Genomic DNA, 17,587 nt, shown 5'->3' with positions numbered 1-17,587 from the left:
CCCGGTCATCCGCGTGCGGCCCGAACGCGGTTCATGAAATCAGCCGCCCGTTCCGGATCAACCGCGTTCCATGTGTCGCCGTCCCGTTTCAACGAAGAGCCGACAATGCAGCCGTCGGCCACGTTCAAAACATCCGCCACTGTATCGTGTTTCACGCCGGTATTGGCCAGCACGGGCGTGTCGGGCAGCACGGCCTTCACCGCTTCGAGATCAGAGAGCGCTGCCGCCTCGCCGGTGATCTGGCCGGAGACCAGCACCGCGTCCGGGATCGACGAAAACACCGCTGACCGCGCCCGGTCGGGCAAGGGCCGCGTGTCCAGCGAATGAGCAAACTCGGCGGATATGTTGAACAGCATCGCCATGTCAGACCGGCCCAGCCTATCGCGATACCGCATCGCCTTGCCTGCATCCGGCGACCAGACCCCCATGTCGGAGGCATAGGTGCCCGTGAAAATCTCCCGGATAAATCCGGCGCCGGTGGTGGCCCCCACCGCGACGCTCGCCATCGGATCCCAGAGCATGTTCACACCGAAAGGCACCGTGATTTCATTGCGCAGCTGCCCGATCACAAAGGCCATCATCGCAGAGGAGGCCGGATCAACGGTAAATTCATAGGGTCGGTCGTTCTCATTCCCGAACATCACCGCATCAAAGCCCGCGTCCTGCAAGGCCTGCAGATCGGCGCGGGCCGCAGCCACCAGATCGACCGCCGGATCGTAAAGCGGGCTGCCGGGCAAAGCGCCCAGATGCACCATGGCAGTCACCGGCTTTTCTGTTTGGAAAACCGTCCGGAACCGTTCGGTCATGCACCCTCTCCCTTTTGTGTCCGAGCTTAGGTTTTGTGACCTGTTCACGCAAAGGGAAACTGGTTTATGGTAGCGCCAACAGAAGTGGGAGGCCGGCATGGCACTGAAGACAAGGCATTGGGATCGGATCGAAAATGGCGGTGTGACCTTCACCGAACTGGGGTTCGGCACCGCTCCGCTGGGCAATCTTTACCGCGCGATTTCGGACGAAGACGCCCGCGCCACGCTGGATGCCGCCTGGGACGGCGGTGTGCGCTATTTTGACACCGCGCCGCTTTATGGCATGGGGCTGGCAGAGACGCGGTTGAACCCTTTCCTGCGGGGCAAGCCACGGGATGAATATGTGTTGTCCTCCAAGGTCGGGCGGCTGATGCAGCACTGCGCGCCTGAACATCGCTCCGGCGTGGGCAAGTGGTTCGAGGTGCCGCAAAGACGCGAGCAGTATGACTATACTTATGATGGGGTCATGCGGTCGGTCGAACACTCCTTCTCGCGGCTTGGCGTGGACCGGATCGACATCCTCTACGTGCATGATTTGTGCATCTTCAGCCATGGCTCCAAGGAAATCTCGGACATGCGGATCGAGGAATTCTTTGGCGGGCGCGGCTATGACGCAATGGTCAGCCTGCGCGATCAGGGGATGATCCAGGCCATCGGCGGCGGCATCAATGAATGGGAGGTCTGCCAGACGCTGGCCGAACGCGGAGATTTCGACCTCTTCCTGCTGGCCGGGCGCTATACGCTGCTGGAACAGGAGGCGCTGAACTCTTTCCTGCCGCTTTGCGAAAGCCGCGGCATCGGGATCGTGACCGGCGGGCCCTACAATTCCGGCATTCTCGCCACGGGTGCAAAACCCGGCGCCTATTACAATTACGACCTGGCCCCGCAGCACATCATCGACCGGGTGAACGCCATCGAGGCGGTTTGCAAAGATCACGGCGTGCGCATGGTGGATGCCGCCTTCCAGTTCCCGCTGCTGCACCCGGCGCATGTGGCGGTGATCCCCGGCGGTCAGGGCGTGTCCGAGATGCAGGCAAACCTGCAGGCGGCACAGGCCGAAATCCCCGCCGCCCTTTGGGACGACCTGAAGGCGAAGGGCCTGATGCGGGAGGATGCGCCGACGTGAAGATCGACGCGCACCAGCATTACTGGCAGCCCGCGCGCGGTGATTACGACTGGATGCCGCAGGACAATCCGACTCTGAACCGCAGCTATGTGCCCGCCGATCTGGCGCCGTCGCTGGCGCGCCAGCAGATCGACGGCACCGTGCTTGTACAGGCTGCGGCAACGGTGCAGGAAACCGAATACATGCTGGGGATTGCCGATGCGACGCCCAGTGTCAAAGGGGTCGTGGGGTGGATCGATTTTGAGGATGAAGGCCAACTGACCACCTTGAAACGGCTGGCCAAACACCCGAAGTTCCTCGGCGTGCGCCCGATGATCCAGGACATTCCGGATGTGGATTGGATGCTGCGCGACGATGTGCAATGGGCTTACCGTGCGCTCATCGATCTGAACCTGACCTTCGACGCCTTGGGCTTTCCGCAGCATTTGCCGAATTTCCACCGTCTGCTGACGCGCTACCCGATGATGCGCGTGGTGATCGATCACGTGATGAAACCGAAAATCCGCGACGCCATGGCGGGAGATGACGCGTTCTCGACCTGGGCAGACGGCATGCGACGCCTTGCCGAGGATACGCAGGCCTTCTGCAAGTTCTCCGGCATGGTCACCGAGGCCCAGGACGGCTGGCAGCTCAGCGATCTGCGCCCCTTTGCGCATCATGTGCTTGAGGTCTTCGGCCCGTCGCGTGTGATGTGGGGGTCGGACTGGCCGGTCTGCCGGTTGCAGGCTGAATACGACCACTGGCACGACATCGCGCAGGCCCTGACGGCGCATCTGTCCGACACCGAGCGTGCGGAGGTATTCGGCGGCAGTGCCAGGCGGTTTTACTACCTGCGCTAGGCCCGCAGAACCGGCCACCGGGCCTGACATTCACCCGGCAAGGCGGCATCCTGTGGCGCGCGGCAATCACCGGCGTCGGATCACTGGCCAGAGAGGGCGTGGAACACCACGGTCTGGGTCGCTGCGATATCTTGGCCCGTTCACTAGCTGCTCAATTACCGCTGTGGCCCGCCACTAGCGCCTCATTCACCTCGTTTTGATCCCAAAAGCCGATCAGCACGCCCTGATCCACCTCACGGCCCTGCCCCGCTTCGATCTCGGCATCGGTAATGGTCGTGCGGTTGTGGTGACGCCGCGCCCAGCGGTTCATGATCTCGGCAAGCCGTGCCTGCTCCGCCTCATAGGCAGGATCGGCACCCAGATCGTGAAACTCCTGCGGATCGGTTTGCAGGTCGTAGAGCATCGGGCGGAAGCCTTCGCAATGGATGTACTTCCAGCGCCCGTCAAAAACCATCACAAGGCGGCAATCCGCAATCGGCTGGTTCAACGCTTTTTGCGCTATGCGTCCCGAATAGTCATATTCACTGATCACGGCGCCGCGCCACGGGACATCCTGACCGCGCAGCAAAGGTAATACCGACCGCCCCTCCAGAATCTGCGGCCGTGCGGCCCCCCCGGCCCAATCGACAAAGCTCGGGGCCAGGTCAATCGCCTCGATCATCTGGTGCAGAACCTGACCCCGGGTCCGGTCCGCCGCCGGGGAGGGGTCGACCACGATCAGGGGCACCTTGACGGATTGTTCGTGGAACAGCTCCTTTTCCCCCAGCCAGTGGTCGCCCAGATAGTCGCCATGATCCGACGTGAAGACAATCAGCGTCTCCGCGGCCCGGTCGGTTTCATCCAGCCACGCCATGAGCCGCCCGATCTGGTCGTCCAGCTGTGCAATCAGCCCCATGTACGCGGGGATCACGCGGGTGCGGACCTCGTCGCGGGTGAACACCTTGGAGAACCGGTGTTCGAAATAGGTCGCCAGGAGCGGATGCGGATTTTGCCGTTCGACGCCAGAGCGGAGGGCGGGCAGTACATGGTCCGCGCCATAAAGATCATGATAGGGCGCGGGCACGATATAGGGCCAATGCGGCTTGATGTAGCTCAGATGCAGGCACCACGGCTGGTCCCCCGCCTCGTCGATGAAGGCCATGGCGCGGGTGGTCGTATAGGGCGTTTCGCTTTCCGGTTCGGGCACGCGCGCCGGTTGGTCCGCATGGGACATGAGCCAACCGGACAGGATCTCGTCATCCTCTCCGGCGGCAGAATTCGCCCATTGCTCCCAGGGGTTCGGCCCGCCGTATCCCAATCCTGCAAGGTGATCGTTGTAGTGCGACGGCGCTTTACCCCCCGTCGGGTGCACGCCATCCAACCGGTCCCAGACCTCGAAACCGCATTCAGCAATCCGCGCGCCGATGCCGGAGGTTGGATCGATGCCAAGCCGCTTCATCCCTTCGGTATCCGCTGCCATATGGGTCTTGCCGCAGAGCGCCGTGCGCAGACCCAGAGGCTCCAGATGATCGCCCAAGGTCATTTCGCCCACGCGCAGCGGCGTCTGGTTCCATGTCGCACCGTGGCTGCGCACATAGCGCCCGGTGTAGGTGCTCATACGGCTGGGCCCGCAGATCGGCGACTGCACATAGGCGTTGTCAAACCGGACGCCCCGGGCGGCCAGCGCATCGATATGTGGCGTCTTCAGATGCGGGTGACCGGTGCAGCCCAGGTAGTCAAAGCGCAACTGGTCACACATGATGAAGAGGATGTTCTTTTGCGCCACGTTTCACCTTCCGCTACCCGCCGCCGGGCTTCGGCACCCAAGCGCATGTCGCGCACAGCCTGAGCGTTTTGGATCGGAATGCCAAGGGTGCCGACGCATGGTACGCAAATCGATTGCCTGGGCCGACCGGCGAGGAGAGAGGATCGAGCGGCGCGGCTACTTGGTCAGGATCAGCTTGCCCGCCCGCGTGATGCGCAGGAAATAGGGCTGTCCGTCCAGCACCAGCCGCGCTTGCACACCGGTCTCGATCAAGGCACGGACATCGTAGGTCGCGATGTCAGCCGCGACACTATCGGCAGCGGCGGATTGCATAGGGGGCACCATGGCATTCATGATGTCACCTCCGGGCGAACCGGAAACATTGCGCGTGTCAGGCGCGGGAAAGCGGGGAAAGGGCATGGCTCCATTGAGACCTCCAGTAAACTGCGTGGCGCCGGGCTGCCCGGTTCGGGTGGCTGGGATTGTGCTTAAATTCTGCGGGAATCAATGCCGGGAGTCAATCCCGACAAAAACACTTGGCTACTTTTCTCCGATGCGGCACGGGCTGTCGGCGTGACCAAATGAAAAAGGGCGCGACCCTGCCGCGCCCCCTCCCAATCGGTGTTCGAAAGGCGTTACTTCCAGCCAACTTCGTTGAAAATCTTCTGCGCGGCAGGCACATTCTTGGCCACGGCAGAGAGATCGACAGCATCGGCCTTGTACTCACCCAGTTTCGACACGCTGTCGCTCACCGGAACGCCGTCGACGGCGGGGAATTCATCGTTCCCGGCAGAGAAATATTGCTGCGCCTGATCGGAGGCGAGGTATTCCATGAACTTGACGGCATTGTCCTTGTTCGGCGCATGCGCTGCCACACCGCCGCCGGAGAGGTTCATATGCGCCCCTTCCGCTTCCTGTGCAGGGAACACCCAGCCGATTTTCTCGATGTCCGAAGAGACGCCGGAGACATCTTTGCGCAGCGCGCGCGCAAAGTAGTAGGTGTTTGAAATCGATACGTCACATTGACCGGACACCAGACCGCGCAGCTGGTCGGTGTCGCCGCCTTCGGGCTCACGCGCGAAGTTATCGACCACACCCTGCGCCCAGGCCTTGGCGGCCTCTTCGCCGTGGTTTTCGATCACTGCGGCCAGCAGGGTCTGGCTATAGACGTTGGAAGAGGACCGGTGACACACCATGCCCTTGTACTTGGGATCGGCCAGCGAGACGTAATCCACCGGTGGCTCTGCCACGTCGGCCTTGTCGTAGAAGATGATGCGCGCACGCTGGGAGAAGCCGAACCACTGGTTGTCGCTGTCCTGCAGGTTGGACGGGATGCGTTCTTCCAGCACCGCGCTCTCGATGGATTGCAGCACGCCTGCATCCTTGGCGCGCTCCAGGCGGGAGGTGTCGACGGTCAGCAGGATATCGGCGGGCGAATTCGCGCCTTCCGCTTCCATCCGCGCAATCAGCTCGTCGGCCTTGCCCTCGATCCGGTTGATGGTGATGCCAGTCTGCTCGGTGAAGTCGGAGTAGAGCCGTTCGTCGGTGTCATAGTGGCGGGATGAATAGAGGTTCAATTCCCCTTCCGCCTGCGCCAGAGAGCCGGTGCTGATCGCGGTCGTCGCGGCCAGGGCGGCAAGCATGAATTTCGATGGTGTGGACATTGGTATCTCCCAAAAGGTTAATCCTTATTGATTTACTCAATTACTGATTCCGGCGGGGAAAGCAATATTGTTGATAGAAATTGTTGGGTAAATCATGTGGTTTTCCGAGTATTTTTATAAGATTTCTTCAGCAGCGCGGGTCCCGCACTTGTCTTGGCCTCGCCACAGCTTCGAATGGCATGTCTGTTTTTCTGCTGCAAATCCCACCGATACCGAGTGTGGACGCCTGGGTATCGGCCAGGAATGAAACCGCCTGCCCGCAACACCCGCGCAGCTTTAAGCTGTGCCTGCGGCTCGAATCTTGCTCTCGATGACCCAATCAAATGGCGTGCTGGCCGAATTCAGGAGCCAGCAACCACTGTTTCGGGCGTCAGGCACATTCGCCCCCTTACCGCCTGATACAATTGGTATTTTTACGAAAACCGATCGAAATGTCCATGAGCGCACCTGGTTCATACTCAAAAATGAAACGTTTCATATTGACAAGAATCACTTTCACTGGCTTGCTTGCCTCAGGTTGAACATTCGCCGTGGGGGCGGCTGTGCGACTGATGATTTACTCAGGGAGGCTCACATGAAGCTCATGAAATTCGCTGCCGCGGCAGCGACCAGTATCTTATTGTCCACGTCTATCGCAGCCGCCGACGACAAGCCTGTTGTCGGGCTGATCATGAAGTCGCTGGCAAATGAATTTTTCCAGAACATGCTCGCGGGCGCGGAAGCCCACGCGGAAAAACGCGGCGACTATGAATTGCGCGCAGTGGGCATGCAGAATGAAACCGACTTCGAAAGCCAGATCAACGCGGTGGAGAATTTCATCACCCAGGGTGTTGACGCGATCGTTGTGGCCCCTGCCGACTCCAAGGCCATGGTGCGCCCCCTCAAGCGCGCGATGGAAGCAGGCATCGTCGTGATCAACTTTGACGTGGCGCTCGATGAGGGTGCGAAAGAGCAGCAGGGTGTCGAGCTGGCCTTTGTCGGGCCCGACAACCGCGGCGGTGCCAAGCTGGCTGGCGACGCTCTGGGCACAGCCTTGGGGGAAGGCGCGAAGGTCGTGATCATCGAAGGCAACCCGGGCGCGGACAATGCAACCCAACGCCGTCTCGGCTTTGAGGACGCCGTGGCGGAGCACAAGCTGAACCTGCTCGACAGCCGCACGGCCCATTGGGAGACCGAAGAGGCGAACCAGGTCTTTGCCACCATGCTGACCGCGAACCCGGACATTCAGGGGGTGATGGCGGCCAATGACTCGATGGCCATCGGTGTCGTCAAGGCGCTGGAATCCGCAGGCCGCAGCGACATCAAGGTGGTGGGCTTCGATGCCATTCCCGCGGTTCTGCCAATGATCGAAGACGGGCGTCTGCTGGCCTCCGTGGATCAGTTTGGCCAGGAAATGGCGGCAAATTCCATCGACCTCGCGCTCGACGTGCTGGCCGGTGGCCCGCAGCTTGAAGGCTGGGTCAAGACGCCAATCGAACTGGTTGCGGGCAAATAAACCGCCCCTCCCGGCATCCGGCGCGCGACGCCGGGTGCCCCCAACAGGATCAGAGCCATGACCGCATCCCCCCTCCTTTCCGTGTCAGCCTTGCGCAAATCCTTTGGCGGCATTCACGCGCTCGACGGGGTGAGCTTTGAGCTTGAACCCGGCGAAGTGCACGCGCTGGTCGGTGAGAACGGCGCCGGGAAATCCACACTGATCAAGGTTCTGTCGGGCGTGCACATGTTTGACGCTGGTGACATCACACTGGACGGCGCGTCCTACCGGCCCGCCTCGCCGCATGCGGCAAAGCTCGCGGGCATCCAGGTGGTGCATCAGGAATTCAACCTGCTCAATGATCTGAGCGTGGCCGAAAACATCTCCATCGAGGCGATGCCGAAAACGCGGCTGGGTCTGCTGGACCGGGCGGAGATGAACCGCCGCGCCCGCGCCGCACTGGATGCCATCGGGCTGAGCGATGTGGATGTGACCACGCCCGTGCGGCAGCTTGGGATCGCGCATCGGCAGCTGATCGAGATCGCGCGCGCGTTGCAAAGCGAGAGCCGCATCCTGATCCTGGATGAACCCACTGCCACACTGACCGAGCGGGAGACGGAGCGGCTCTTTGAGATTGTCGCGGGCATAAAGGCCAAGGGCGTGACGGTGGTCTTCGTCTCACACCACCTCGAAGAAGTCTTCGGCATCTGTGACAGGGTGACTGTGTTCCGCAACGGTGAAACCATCACGACGCAACATATTACCGATGTGACACCCGCAGATGTCGTCCGTTTCATGGTGGGACGCACATTGGAAGAGGCGCAGCATGGCAGCACCGAGATGCATCCAGGGGCCGGGACCGCGCTGAGCGTCGATGGCTTGCGCACCACCGCAAACCCCACAGGAACGCCGGTGAGTTTCGAGCTGAGACGCGGCGAAATCCTCGGCATTGCGGGGCTTGTTGGGGCCGGACGCACCGAGGTGCTGCGCGCGATTTTCGGTGCCGATGCAAAGCTCGGCGGCACGGTGTATCTGGAGGGTCAGCCGGTGCAGATCAATGGCCCCCGCGACGCGATTGCCGCTGGCATCGGGTTCGTGACCGAAGACCGCAAGGAGGAAGGGCTGATCCTCGACATGCCGATCAGCGCCAACAGCTCGCTGGTCGATCTGGGCGCGGTATCACGGCGCGGTTTGCTGAATTTCGGCAAGGAGCGCGAGATGGCCGCTCGGGGCGGTGCCCGGCTCAAGCTGAAATACGGCAAGCTGTCGGATCCGGCGGCAAGCCTTTCTGGCGGCAATCAGCAGAAGGTCGTACTGGCCAAGTGGCTCGCAAAAACGCCAAAAGTGCTGTTGCTCGACGAGCCCACGCGCGGTGTCGATGTGGGCGCCAAGGCCGAGATTTACGGCATCCTGCGTGATCTCGTGGCCCAAGGCATGTCGATGATTGTGGTATCCTCGGAACTGCCCGAACTGATCACGCTCTGCGACCGGATCATGGTCATGGCCGGTCAGGAAATCCAGGGCACGCTGGCGCGGCCCGACTATTCCCAGGAACGCATCCTGCATCTGGCCTACGGGCAGACGCAGACCGAAGAGAGGATCCCGGCATGAGCGCCGTTGACACCACCCCCCAGTCCCCGGAGAAAACCCGCATGTCCATTCGGTCCGTGATCAACAACGCCGGGATCGGCATCGCGCTTTTGCTGATGATCCTGTTCTTTTCGGTGGCGAGCGAACATTTCCTCTCCGCCAACAACATCACCAACATTCTCACGCAGATCACCATCAATCTGGTGCTCGCCGTGGGCATGACCTTCGTGATCCTGATCGGCGGCATTGACCTGTCGGTGGGCTCGGTCATGGCCTTTGCGGCCGTGGTGGCGGGCAAGGCGATCACGCTGCCGGGGCTTGGGGCGACGGAGCTGATCATCCTCGCGGTGCTGGCGGGCGTTCTGGCGGGCATGGTCTGCGGCATTCTGAACGGGGTGGTCAGTGCCTATTGGTCCCTGCCCTCCTTCATCATCACGCTGGGCATGCTCAACATCGCGCGGGGCGCGGCGCTGCAAATCTCCGGAGCGCAGACGATCTATTCCTTTCCCTTCGCCTTCGAGGAATTCGGCTCGATGCTGATCTACGGCGTGCCGGTGGTCTTCCTGGTCGCATTGGCGCTGGTGGTGATTGCCTGGTTCGTGCTGAACCGTACGGTCTTCGGGCGGCTGATCTATGGCATCGGCAACAACGAAGAGGCGGTGCGCCTCGCCGGTCACCCGGTGTTCTGGTACAAGGTCGCGGCTTTTTCGATCTGCGGTCTGACGGCGGGGATCGCGGCGATCATCTACATGGCGCGGCTGAACATCTCCTCACCCATCGCGGGCATCGGGTTTGAACTCAACGCCATCGCTGCGGTGATCATCGGCGGCACCAGCCTCTCGGGCGGGCGCGGCTCCGTGATCGGGACGCTGCTGGGCGCCTTCATCATCGGCGTGCTGGCCAACGGGCTGATCCTGATCGGCCTCAGCGATTTCGTGCGGCAGATGATCACCGGGCTGGTGATCGTGATCGCTGTCATTCTGGACCATTATCGGGCAAAGTATTCCGCATCATGAGTGACATCGTCGTCGTTGGCAGCGTGAACATAGACCTCACCACCCACCTGCCCCGCTGGCCGCAGGTGGGCGAGACGGTCACGGCCACCCAAACGCAGGTGGGTCTGGGGGGCAAGGGCGCCAATCAGGCGGTGGCTGCGGCGCGGCTCGGCGCAAAGGTCAGCCTGATCGGGGCCGTGGGCGCTGATGGTTTCGGGCAGCAGGTGACGGCCCTGTTAGCGGAGGCAAATCTGAGCCTTGCGCTTGAAACCCGGGCAGAGGACGCAACCGGCATGGCCTTCATCGACGTGGGCCCGGATGGCGACAACATCATCCGCCTCGCACCGGGGGCGAATGCCGCCCTGACACCGGAGATCATCCTGCGGCATGCGCCGCTCATCGCACGATCCAAGGTGTTGCTTTTGCAAAATGAAATCCCGCTGGCAGCCTCGCTGCAGGCCGCGCAGATTGCCCGCCAGCACGGGGTGACGGTCATCATGGACCCGGCCCCTGCCCCGCAGCCCATGTGGGCGGCAGATACGCTGGCACAGTTCGATATCCTGACACCGAACGCCCATGAGGCGGCGCTCATCACCGGCCACCTGCCGGGCGGCCTGCCCGAAGGCGAGATGACAGCGACAGCGCTGACGACGCTGGGGCCCCGGGGCGCGATTGTGACCCTGGGCGCGCAGGGTGTGGCCTGGCACATCGGGGAGGCGCAGGGACGCAAGGCTGCGCCAAAGGTCAATGCGGTGGACACCGTCGGCGCGGGCGATTGCTTCAACGGCACGCTGGCGGTGTTTCTGGCGGAAGGCGCGGCACCTCAGCAGGCCATAGAGATGGCGGTGGATGCCGCCGCGCTCGCGACCACGCGGCAGGGGGCGGCGGCCGCCGCGCCGACCCTCTCGGACCTGCTGGCCTTCCGGTCGGAGCGGGCAGCGCCTTCTCTCACAACCCATTGACACCAAAGCCGAGGGACCGGAGAAACTCAGGCTGACACAGAGCAGCGAGGACATATGTCGACTGTCAAGGATGTAGCACGCGAAGCCGGGGTGTCGGTCGGCACCGTCTCAAAGGTGCTGTCCAACAATACGACCGTGAAAACAGCGCTGCGCGAACGGGTACTGAAGGCCGCCTCCGATCTGAACTATCGCCCGAATATGGCCGCCCGCGCCCTGCGCACCAACAAGATCAACATCGTCGGTCTGGTCGTCCCCGACATCACCAATCCGTTTTTCGCGCAGCTTGCCCTCAGGATCGAAACCGAAGCGGCGCAGCGTGGGCATACCGTCATGCTGACCAACTCGCATGACGACCCGGCCACCGAGGAGCGCCAGATTGCGGCGCTGCTGGAGCAATCGCCGCGTGGCCTGATCATCGTGGCCTCCAACGATTCCAGTTCTCAGTTGCACAACACGCAGGTGCGGGTGATTTCGTTGGACCGGCGTTTTCACGCCAGCCCTCTGGTCAGCACGGACCATGCGCATGGGTCAGAGAGCGCAGCCGAACATCTGATCAGCCTCGGCCACAGGCGCATGGCCTATCTCGCCGGGCCACAAAACACCGAGGTCGGGCGCCAGCGGCGGTTGGGGTTCGCACGGTGTGTGGCACGTCATCAGACGGCAACCCCGGGCCTGTCTCTCAACATCCTCGAAGGTCATTTCGACTACGAAAGTGGAGAGCACATGGCGCGGAGGCTGCTGGCGGCACCCCCCGACATCCGGCCTACCGCGATTGCGGCTGCCAGTGACCAGATGGCAATCGGCGTGTTGCGCGCCGCGCGCGATATGGACATCGCCGTGCCGGAGACCCTTTCCGTGATGGGGTTCGATGACATCACGCTGGCCTCTCTGGTGGTGCCACGGTTGACGACGATCTCCCAGCCGAGTGCCCTGTTGGCGAAGGAGGCCGTGCGACAGGTTCTGCTGGACGGGGATGCGCCGACAAACGACGCCCTGATCGAAGGGGAGCTGGTCATTCGAGGGTCCACCGCTGCTCCCCCCCGGCTTTGACCCGCCGTTGGCGCGTCCAGAAAATCTCGAATCCCGGTCTGGCGGGTGCTGCTGCTCGCAGCTCCTGCCAACGAAATGAGGACCGCTTTGGGCACATCGACGCCCCGGGCAATCAGGTACCGTGAGGGGGCCTGCGTCTGCGGCAAGGCAATGAAATTGCCAAACGGTGCCGCGCCATCAGATGAGCGGTGTTGGCGAAGAACACAGGTTTGTCGATGCCTCTCCTGTGCCAGAAATCTCAATCGCCTCTGTCAGCGCAGACATCTTGATCTGCGCCAGCGCTATGCCCCTGCCCTGCGAGGTCGTGTGGGCCGCCCCGCGAGGACCACGGCCAGACCCACGGTTTCGTTTCCTGTCACACTTTCCGGCTGCGCGGTCACGACCCCGTGCTTCAACGGCAGACGGCGTGCCAATGTATTGCCATTATAGAAATGCGCAGCGCTCCTCTGAGGAAATGCTTCTTTGATATGCGCCGCAAGGTCGACGCCCCCCATGGGTATCTGTTCGTAGCCTCCAAAACGTATTTGCGGCCAGTGCGGACCGGTATGTGATGACCTGCGTAACGCACGCGCACGACCTTTGCTAAATCTGCTGCTCTCACGCATAATTATCTGCAATGCTGCCCTGCCGCCCCAACCGAAAGGATCGTGAAATGAGCCCAAACGACGCCCCTGAAAACACCCAGGCCCGTCAGCAGTTCTATGACGCGATCGAGCCGGAATCGATGCGCGCACTCTGGTCGGTCATGGCAGGCATCATCACGCCGGAGCCCAAATCGGACTGCATTCCATTCAAATGGCGCTACAGCTCCGTTCGTGCGCGGCTGCTGGAGGCGGCAGAGCTGATCACGGCAAAAGAGGCGGAAAGACGTGTGCTGATCCTCGAAAACCCGGGGCTGGCGGGCAGTTCCAAAGTCACGACCAGCCTCTATTGCGGCGTGCAATGCGTGATGCCGGGGGAAGTCGCCCCGGCGCATCGTCACACGCAATCCGCCTTGCGGTTCGTGCTGGAAAGCGCGGGGGGCTTTACGGCGGTGGGCGGCGAGAAAACCGAGATGTCTTTTGGCGACTTTGTCATCACGCCAAACTGGGCATGGCACGACCACGGCAACGACACAAATGAACCGATTTTCTGGCTCGACGGGCTGGATATTCCGGTGGTGCAGTTCTTCGACGCCTCCTTTGCCGAAGGGCTGGGCGAGGATCAGCAGCCGATCACCAGGCCCACGGGCGATAGCACGGCCCGCTACGGCGCCAACATGCTGCCGCTGGGCTATGCACAGCACACCCCGACCTCTCCGATCTTCAACTATCCTTACGCCCGCTCCCGCGACGCGCTTGAGCAGATGCGCAAATACGAGGAATGGGATCCCTGCCACGGGCTGCGCATGCGCTACATCAACCCTGTCGATGGCGGTTGGGCGATGCCGACAATCGGCACCTGTCTGCAACTGATGCCCAAGGGCTTTCAGAGTGCGCCGTATAAATCCACCGATGCGACGGTCTACGTCGGGGTGGAGGGGCGCGGACGCCTGCGTGTCCGAGACGAGGTGATCGACTGGGGCCCGAGGGATGTCGTTGTCGTCCCCTCCTGGCATGAAATCATCCATGAGACGGCGGAGGATGCGGTGCTGTTTTCCTATTCGGACCGACCCATTCAGGAGAAACTGGGGCTCTTCCGCGAGCACCGCGGAAACGCCTAGCGCTCGGGCATTCATCAAAAAGCGAGAAGAAAAGTTTCAGAATACAGTCTGATCTTGACCTGCGAAGGAATGCTCTTTCTATTGTAAAGTTGTAAATTAACGCGCGACAAAAATCGAAAGAGGGCCTGTTCCCGAGAGTTGGCATCCTGGAATCGGATCGGTGGATGCGCCGAAGGCCAGAGTTGAGGCATGAGCGAGAGCAAGATCAAGAACATGGCGGAGTTTGCGAGCGTGAGCGGGATATCCCGCCCGACGATCTCCAAGTACTTCAATGATCCCACCAGTGTACGCGCCACCATCCGCACGCGGATCGAAGCGGCGCTGGAAGAGCACGACTACCGGCCCAACATCTACGCGATGAACCAGAACCGGCGGCTGACCAAGAACATCGGCATCGTCGTTCCCTATCTCTCGGACCCGTTTTTTGCCGAAATTGCCCGGAATATCGAACAGCGCTGCATCGCTGCCGGGTTCTGGCCCACGCTGTTCTCTTCCCACGGCTCGCGCGAGTTGGAGTGCAATATTCTCGACAGCTTGCGGTCCCTGAAACCGGCAGGCGTGCTCTTTGCGCCGTTGGGTCGCGCGTCAGACAGATCGGTGATCGAGAAATTCTGCAAGGATGTGCCGACGGTGCTGTTTGACAGTGACCTCGAAGGGATCGGAGCGGCTTTCGTGGGCTCCGACAACTACAGCTTCGTCGCCCAGAGTGTCGAATATCTGGTCCGTTCCGGCGCCCCACCCTCCTTTTTCGAAATGCGCACGCCGGCAAACCCCAATGCCAACAAAAGGCGCAAGGCCTATATCTCGATCATGGAGCGTCTTGGGTTCGAACCGGATGTCATCAAGGTGGACGGCGAAGGCTGGGCGTTCGAGGACATCGGATACCGGGGGGCGATGCATGTGCTGTCACAAGATACCCTGGCCAGCGACACCTTGCTCTGCAGCAACGACCGTCTGGCGATTGGTTTCCTCGCGGCGGCCTTTGAAAAAGGCATCCGTGTGGGGCGGGAGCCTGACAGCGCGCTGCGCGTTGCAGCCCATGACGATCACCCGTTTTCGCGATTTACCTGCCCGTCGCTGACCACCGTTGCGCATGACTACGAAGCCGTCTCCAACCGCAGTGTCGAGACGCTGTTTGAGCTGATCGAAGGGGGGGGACGACTCACCTCGCGCACCGAGAAACTCTTTGAGGCCCGGCTGATCCTGCGCGCATCGGCTTGAAATCACTCAATATTAACGCGCGAAAAATTAAATATTGACGCGCGTTAAGTTTTTTTCGATGCTGACGGTGGGACAATCCATAATACTAGGGAGGAATCGGATGTACCTGAGAACCGCACTTTGTGCGGCGAGTGCACTTGCACTTACCGCTGGGGCTGCCATGGCGCAGTCCACCCTCACCATCGCGACCGTGAACAATGGCGACATGATCCGTATGCAGGGGTATACGGGTGATTTCACCGAAAAGACCGGGATCGCCGTGGAGTGGGTCACGCTGGAAGAGAACGTGCTGCGTTCGCGTGTGACGACCGACATCACCACCAAGGGTGGTCAGTTCGACATCATGACAATCGGTATGTACGAAACCCCGATCTGGGGTGCCAACGGTTGGCTGGTGCCGCTGGACGATCTGTCGGCTGAATATGATGTGGACGACATCCTGCCCGCGATGGCCGGTGGTCTGAGCCACGAAGGCACGCTCTATGCAGCACCCTTCTATGGCGAAAGCTCCATGATCATGTACCGCACCGACCTGATGGAGAAGGCCGGGATGGAAATGCCTGACGCGCCCACATGGGAGTTCGTCCGTGAGGCTGCGGCGGCGATGACCGACCGCGATGCCGACATAAACGGCATCTGCCTGCGCGGCAAGGCCGGTTGGGGCGAAGGTGGTGCCTTCATCACTGCGATGTCCAACTCCTTTGGCGCACGCTGGTTCGACATGGACTGGAACGCGCAGTTCGACACCGAAGCCTGGGCCAACACGCTCAACTTCTACAAGGGCATGATGGACGAATCCGGTCCGGCGGGCTATGCGACCAACGGCTTCAACGAGAACCTGAGCCTCTTCAACCAGGGCAAATGCGGCATGTGGATCGACGCCACGGTTGCGGCCTCCTTCGTGACAGGTGATGATTCGACTGTTGCGGACTCGGTTGGTTTCGCGCTGGCACCTGACACCGGTCTGGGCAAACGCTCAAACTGGCTCTGGGCCTGGGCGCTGGCGGTGCCAGCAGGCACGCAGCAGGAAGCCGAAGCCAAGCAGTTCATCGAATGGGCCACCTCGAAGGACTACATCGAGTTGGTTGCCGAGAACGAAGGCTGGGCCAATGTGCCTCCGGGTGCGAGGACCTCGCTCTATGAGAACCCCGAGTACCAGAAGGTGCCGTTTGCTCAGAAAACGCTGGACTCGATCCTGTCGGCTGACCCGACCGACTCCACTGTCGAGCCAAGCCCCTATGTGGGTATCCAGTTCGCTGCGATCCCCGAGTTCGCCGGTATCGCAACCGAAGTGAGCCAGGAGTTCTCGGCGGCCTATGCCGGTCAGCAGTCCGTGGAAGACGCGCTGGCCAAAGCACAGGCAATCACCAACGAAGCAATGGAAGCGGCCGGCTACAGATAAGGCCGCCCCTTCGTTCGACCGGAGGGCGGCACCAGTTGAGCCGCCCTCTGCCCTTCACGTATCTTTAAGTCGTAGACCCCCCAATTCTGCAGCGCTGCCCGCAAGAGGCCGCTGCGCACAGAGGAGACGTGTCAAATGGCCACCAAAGCTTCCCGATCAGCCGCCCGCGTGATGATGGCGCCCGCCGTCGTGCTCTTGCTGGGCTGGATGCTGGTGCCCCTGATCATGACCCTGTGGTTCTCGTTCCGCACCTACCTGCCGCTGCGCGGCGGTGATCAGGGATGGACCGGTTTTGACAACTACGTCCGCTTTGTGACCTCCAGTTCCTTCTGGCCCGCGATTTCGACCACACTTGTGCTGCTGGTCGGCGTTCTGACCATCACCATCGTCCTCGGCGTCCTGCTCGCGATCCTGCTGGATCAGCCGATGTGGGGGCAAGGCGTGGTCCGCATCCTTGTCATCGCCCCCTTCTTCGTGATGCCCACGGTCTCCGCACTGGTGTGGAAGAACATCTTTATGGATCCCACCAATGGCCTGCTGGCGCATCTATGGCGCTTTTTCGGGGCTGAGTCGGTCAGTTGGCTCTCTGACGCGCCCATGGTGTCGCTCATCATGATCGTCAGCTGGCAGTGGCTGCCCTTTGCCACGCTGATCCTGCTGACCGCGATCCAGTCGCTGGACGGTGAGCAGATGGAAGCGGCAGAGATGGATGGCGCCTCGGTGTTGTCGCGCTTCTTCTACATCGCGCTGCCCCACCTCAGCCGTGCGATCACCATCGTGATCCTGATCCAGACCATTTTCCTGCTGGCCATCTTCGCCGAGATCTTTGTGACAACGGGCGGCGCCTTCGGCACCCGGACCCTGTCCTACCTGATCTTCCAGCGCGTCCTTGAGAGCCAGAACATCGGGCTCGGATCCGCGGGCGGGGTCTATGCGATCATTCTGGCCAATATCGTTGCCATCTTCCTGATGCGCATCGTTGGCAAGAACCTCGACTAAACAAGGGAGGACG

At 61.5% G+C, this 17,587-nt stretch carries 15 protein-coding genes; 11 read left to right on the top strand and 4 right to left on the bottom strand.

Annotated elements, in window-relative coordinates:
• Window positions 1-5: 5 nt before the first annotated feature.
• Entirely contained in the window at window positions 6-806 is an 801-nt protein-coding gene (locus ISX84_RS03255; protein ID WP_195818875.1) for a BtpA/SgcQ family protein, read from the bottom strand.
• A 97-nt stretch (window positions 807-903) separates the two neighbouring features.
• Here ISX84_RS03255 and ISX84_RS03250 point away from each other — a divergent pair, with 97 nt between their 5' ends.
• The gene (locus ISX84_RS03250; RefSeq protein WP_229884047.1) at window positions 904-1,932 is read left to right on the top strand and encodes an aldo/keto reductase; all 1,029 of its coding nucleotides are present in this window, start codon (window positions 904-906) and stop codon (window positions 1,930-1,932) included.
• Window positions 1,929-2,771 carry an amidohydrolase family protein gene (locus tag ISX84_RS03245; protein WP_195818874.1) on the top strand — a complete coding sequence of 281 codons (843 nt, stop codon included), beginning with the start codon at window positions 1,929-1,931 and terminating at the stop codon, window positions 2,769-2,771. The genes ISX84_RS03250 and ISX84_RS03245 overlap by 4 nt, the downstream gene beginning before the upstream one ends.
• Window positions 2,772-2,922: 151 nt before the next feature.
• Here the strand turns inward: ISX84_RS03245 and ISX84_RS03240 are convergent, their stop codons facing one another.
• The 3 genes from ISX84_RS03240 to ISX84_RS03230 form a co-directional block, all read right to left on the bottom strand.
• A complete protein-coding gene (locus ISX84_RS03240) occupies window positions 2,923-4,536 on the bottom strand; it encodes an alkaline phosphatase family protein (RefSeq protein WP_195818873.1) in 1,614 nt (537 codons plus the stop codon).
• 156 nt (window positions 4,537-4,692) lie between these two features.
• Window positions 4,693-4,869, bottom strand: a complete 177-nt coding sequence (locus ISX84_RS03235; RefSeq protein ID WP_195818872.1) for a hemin uptake protein HemP — start codon at window positions 4,867-4,869, stop codon at window positions 4,693-4,695.
• A 281-nt stretch (window positions 4,870-5,150) separates the two neighbouring features.
• The gene (locus ISX84_RS03230) at window positions 5,151-6,158 is read right to left on the bottom strand and encodes an extracellular solute-binding protein (RefSeq protein ID WP_195819354.1); all 1,008 of its coding nucleotides are present in this window, start codon (window positions 6,156-6,158) and stop codon (window positions 5,151-5,153) included.
• 595 nt (window positions 6,159-6,753) lie between these two features.
• Here ISX84_RS03230 and ISX84_RS03225 point away from each other — a divergent pair.
• The 9 genes from ISX84_RS03225 (at window position 6,754) to ISX84_RS03185 (ending at window position 17,574) form a co-directional block, all read left to right on the top strand.
• On the top strand, window positions 6,754-7,674 hold the full coding sequence (locus tag ISX84_RS03225; protein ID WP_195818871.1) for a sugar ABC transporter substrate-binding protein: 921 nt from the start codon (window positions 6,754-6,756) through the stop codon (window positions 7,672-7,674).
• Between the two features lie 57 nt (window positions 7,675-7,731).
• Window positions 7,732-9,264 carry a sugar ABC transporter ATP-binding protein gene (locus ISX84_RS03220; protein WP_195818870.1) on the top strand — a complete coding sequence of 511 codons (1,533 nt, stop codon included), beginning with the start codon at window positions 7,732-7,734 and terminating at the stop codon, window positions 9,262-9,264.
• Complete coding sequence (locus ISX84_RS03215; RefSeq protein ID WP_195818869.1) at window positions 9,261-10,259, top strand: ABC transporter permease; 999 nt, start codon at window positions 9,261-9,263, stop codon at window positions 10,257-10,259. Before ISX84_RS03220 ends, ISX84_RS03215 begins: the two co-directional genes overlap by 4 nt.
• A complete protein-coding gene (locus tag ISX84_RS03210) occupies window positions 10,256-11,200 on the top strand; it encodes a ribokinase (RefSeq protein ID WP_195818868.1) in 945 nt (314 codons plus the stop codon). The genes ISX84_RS03215 and ISX84_RS03210 overlap by 4 nt, the downstream gene beginning before the upstream one ends.
• A gap of 54 nt (window positions 11,201-11,254) precedes the next feature.
• On the top strand, window positions 11,255-12,250 hold the full coding sequence (locus ISX84_RS03205; RefSeq protein ID WP_195818867.1) for a LacI family DNA-binding transcriptional regulator: 996 nt from the start codon (window positions 11,255-11,257) through the stop codon (window positions 12,248-12,250).
• A 652-nt stretch (window positions 12,251-12,902) separates the two neighbouring features.
• Window positions 12,903-13,952, top strand: a complete 1,050-nt coding sequence (gtdA, locus tag ISX84_RS03200; protein WP_195818866.1) for a gentisate 1,2-dioxygenase — start codon at window positions 12,903-12,905, stop codon at window positions 13,950-13,952.
• Between the two features lie 189 nt (window positions 13,953-14,141).
• A complete protein-coding gene (locus tag ISX84_RS03195) occupies window positions 14,142-15,173 on the top strand; it encodes a LacI family DNA-binding transcriptional regulator (RefSeq protein WP_195818865.1) in 1,032 nt (343 codons plus the stop codon).
• 100 nt (window positions 15,174-15,273) lie between these two features.
• Window positions 15,274-16,575 carry an ABC transporter substrate-binding protein gene (locus ISX84_RS03190; RefSeq protein WP_195818864.1) on the top strand — a complete coding sequence of 434 codons (1,302 nt, stop codon included), beginning with the start codon at window positions 15,274-15,276 and terminating at the stop codon, window positions 16,573-16,575.
• Between the two features lie 135 nt (window positions 16,576-16,710).
• Entirely contained in the window at window positions 16,711-17,574 is an 864-nt protein-coding gene (locus ISX84_RS03185) for a carbohydrate ABC transporter permease (RefSeq protein ID WP_195818863.1), read from the top strand.
• Window positions 17,575-17,587 lie beyond the last annotated feature (13 nt).

This window comes from Roseobacter sp. MH60115, assembly GCF_015644665.1.
GTDB lineage: Bacteria > Pseudomonadota > Alphaproteobacteria > Rhodobacterales > Rhodobacteraceae > Roseobacter.
Note: the sequence above shows the minus strand (reverse complement) of the source record. Positions and strands in the feature narration are given on the sequence as shown.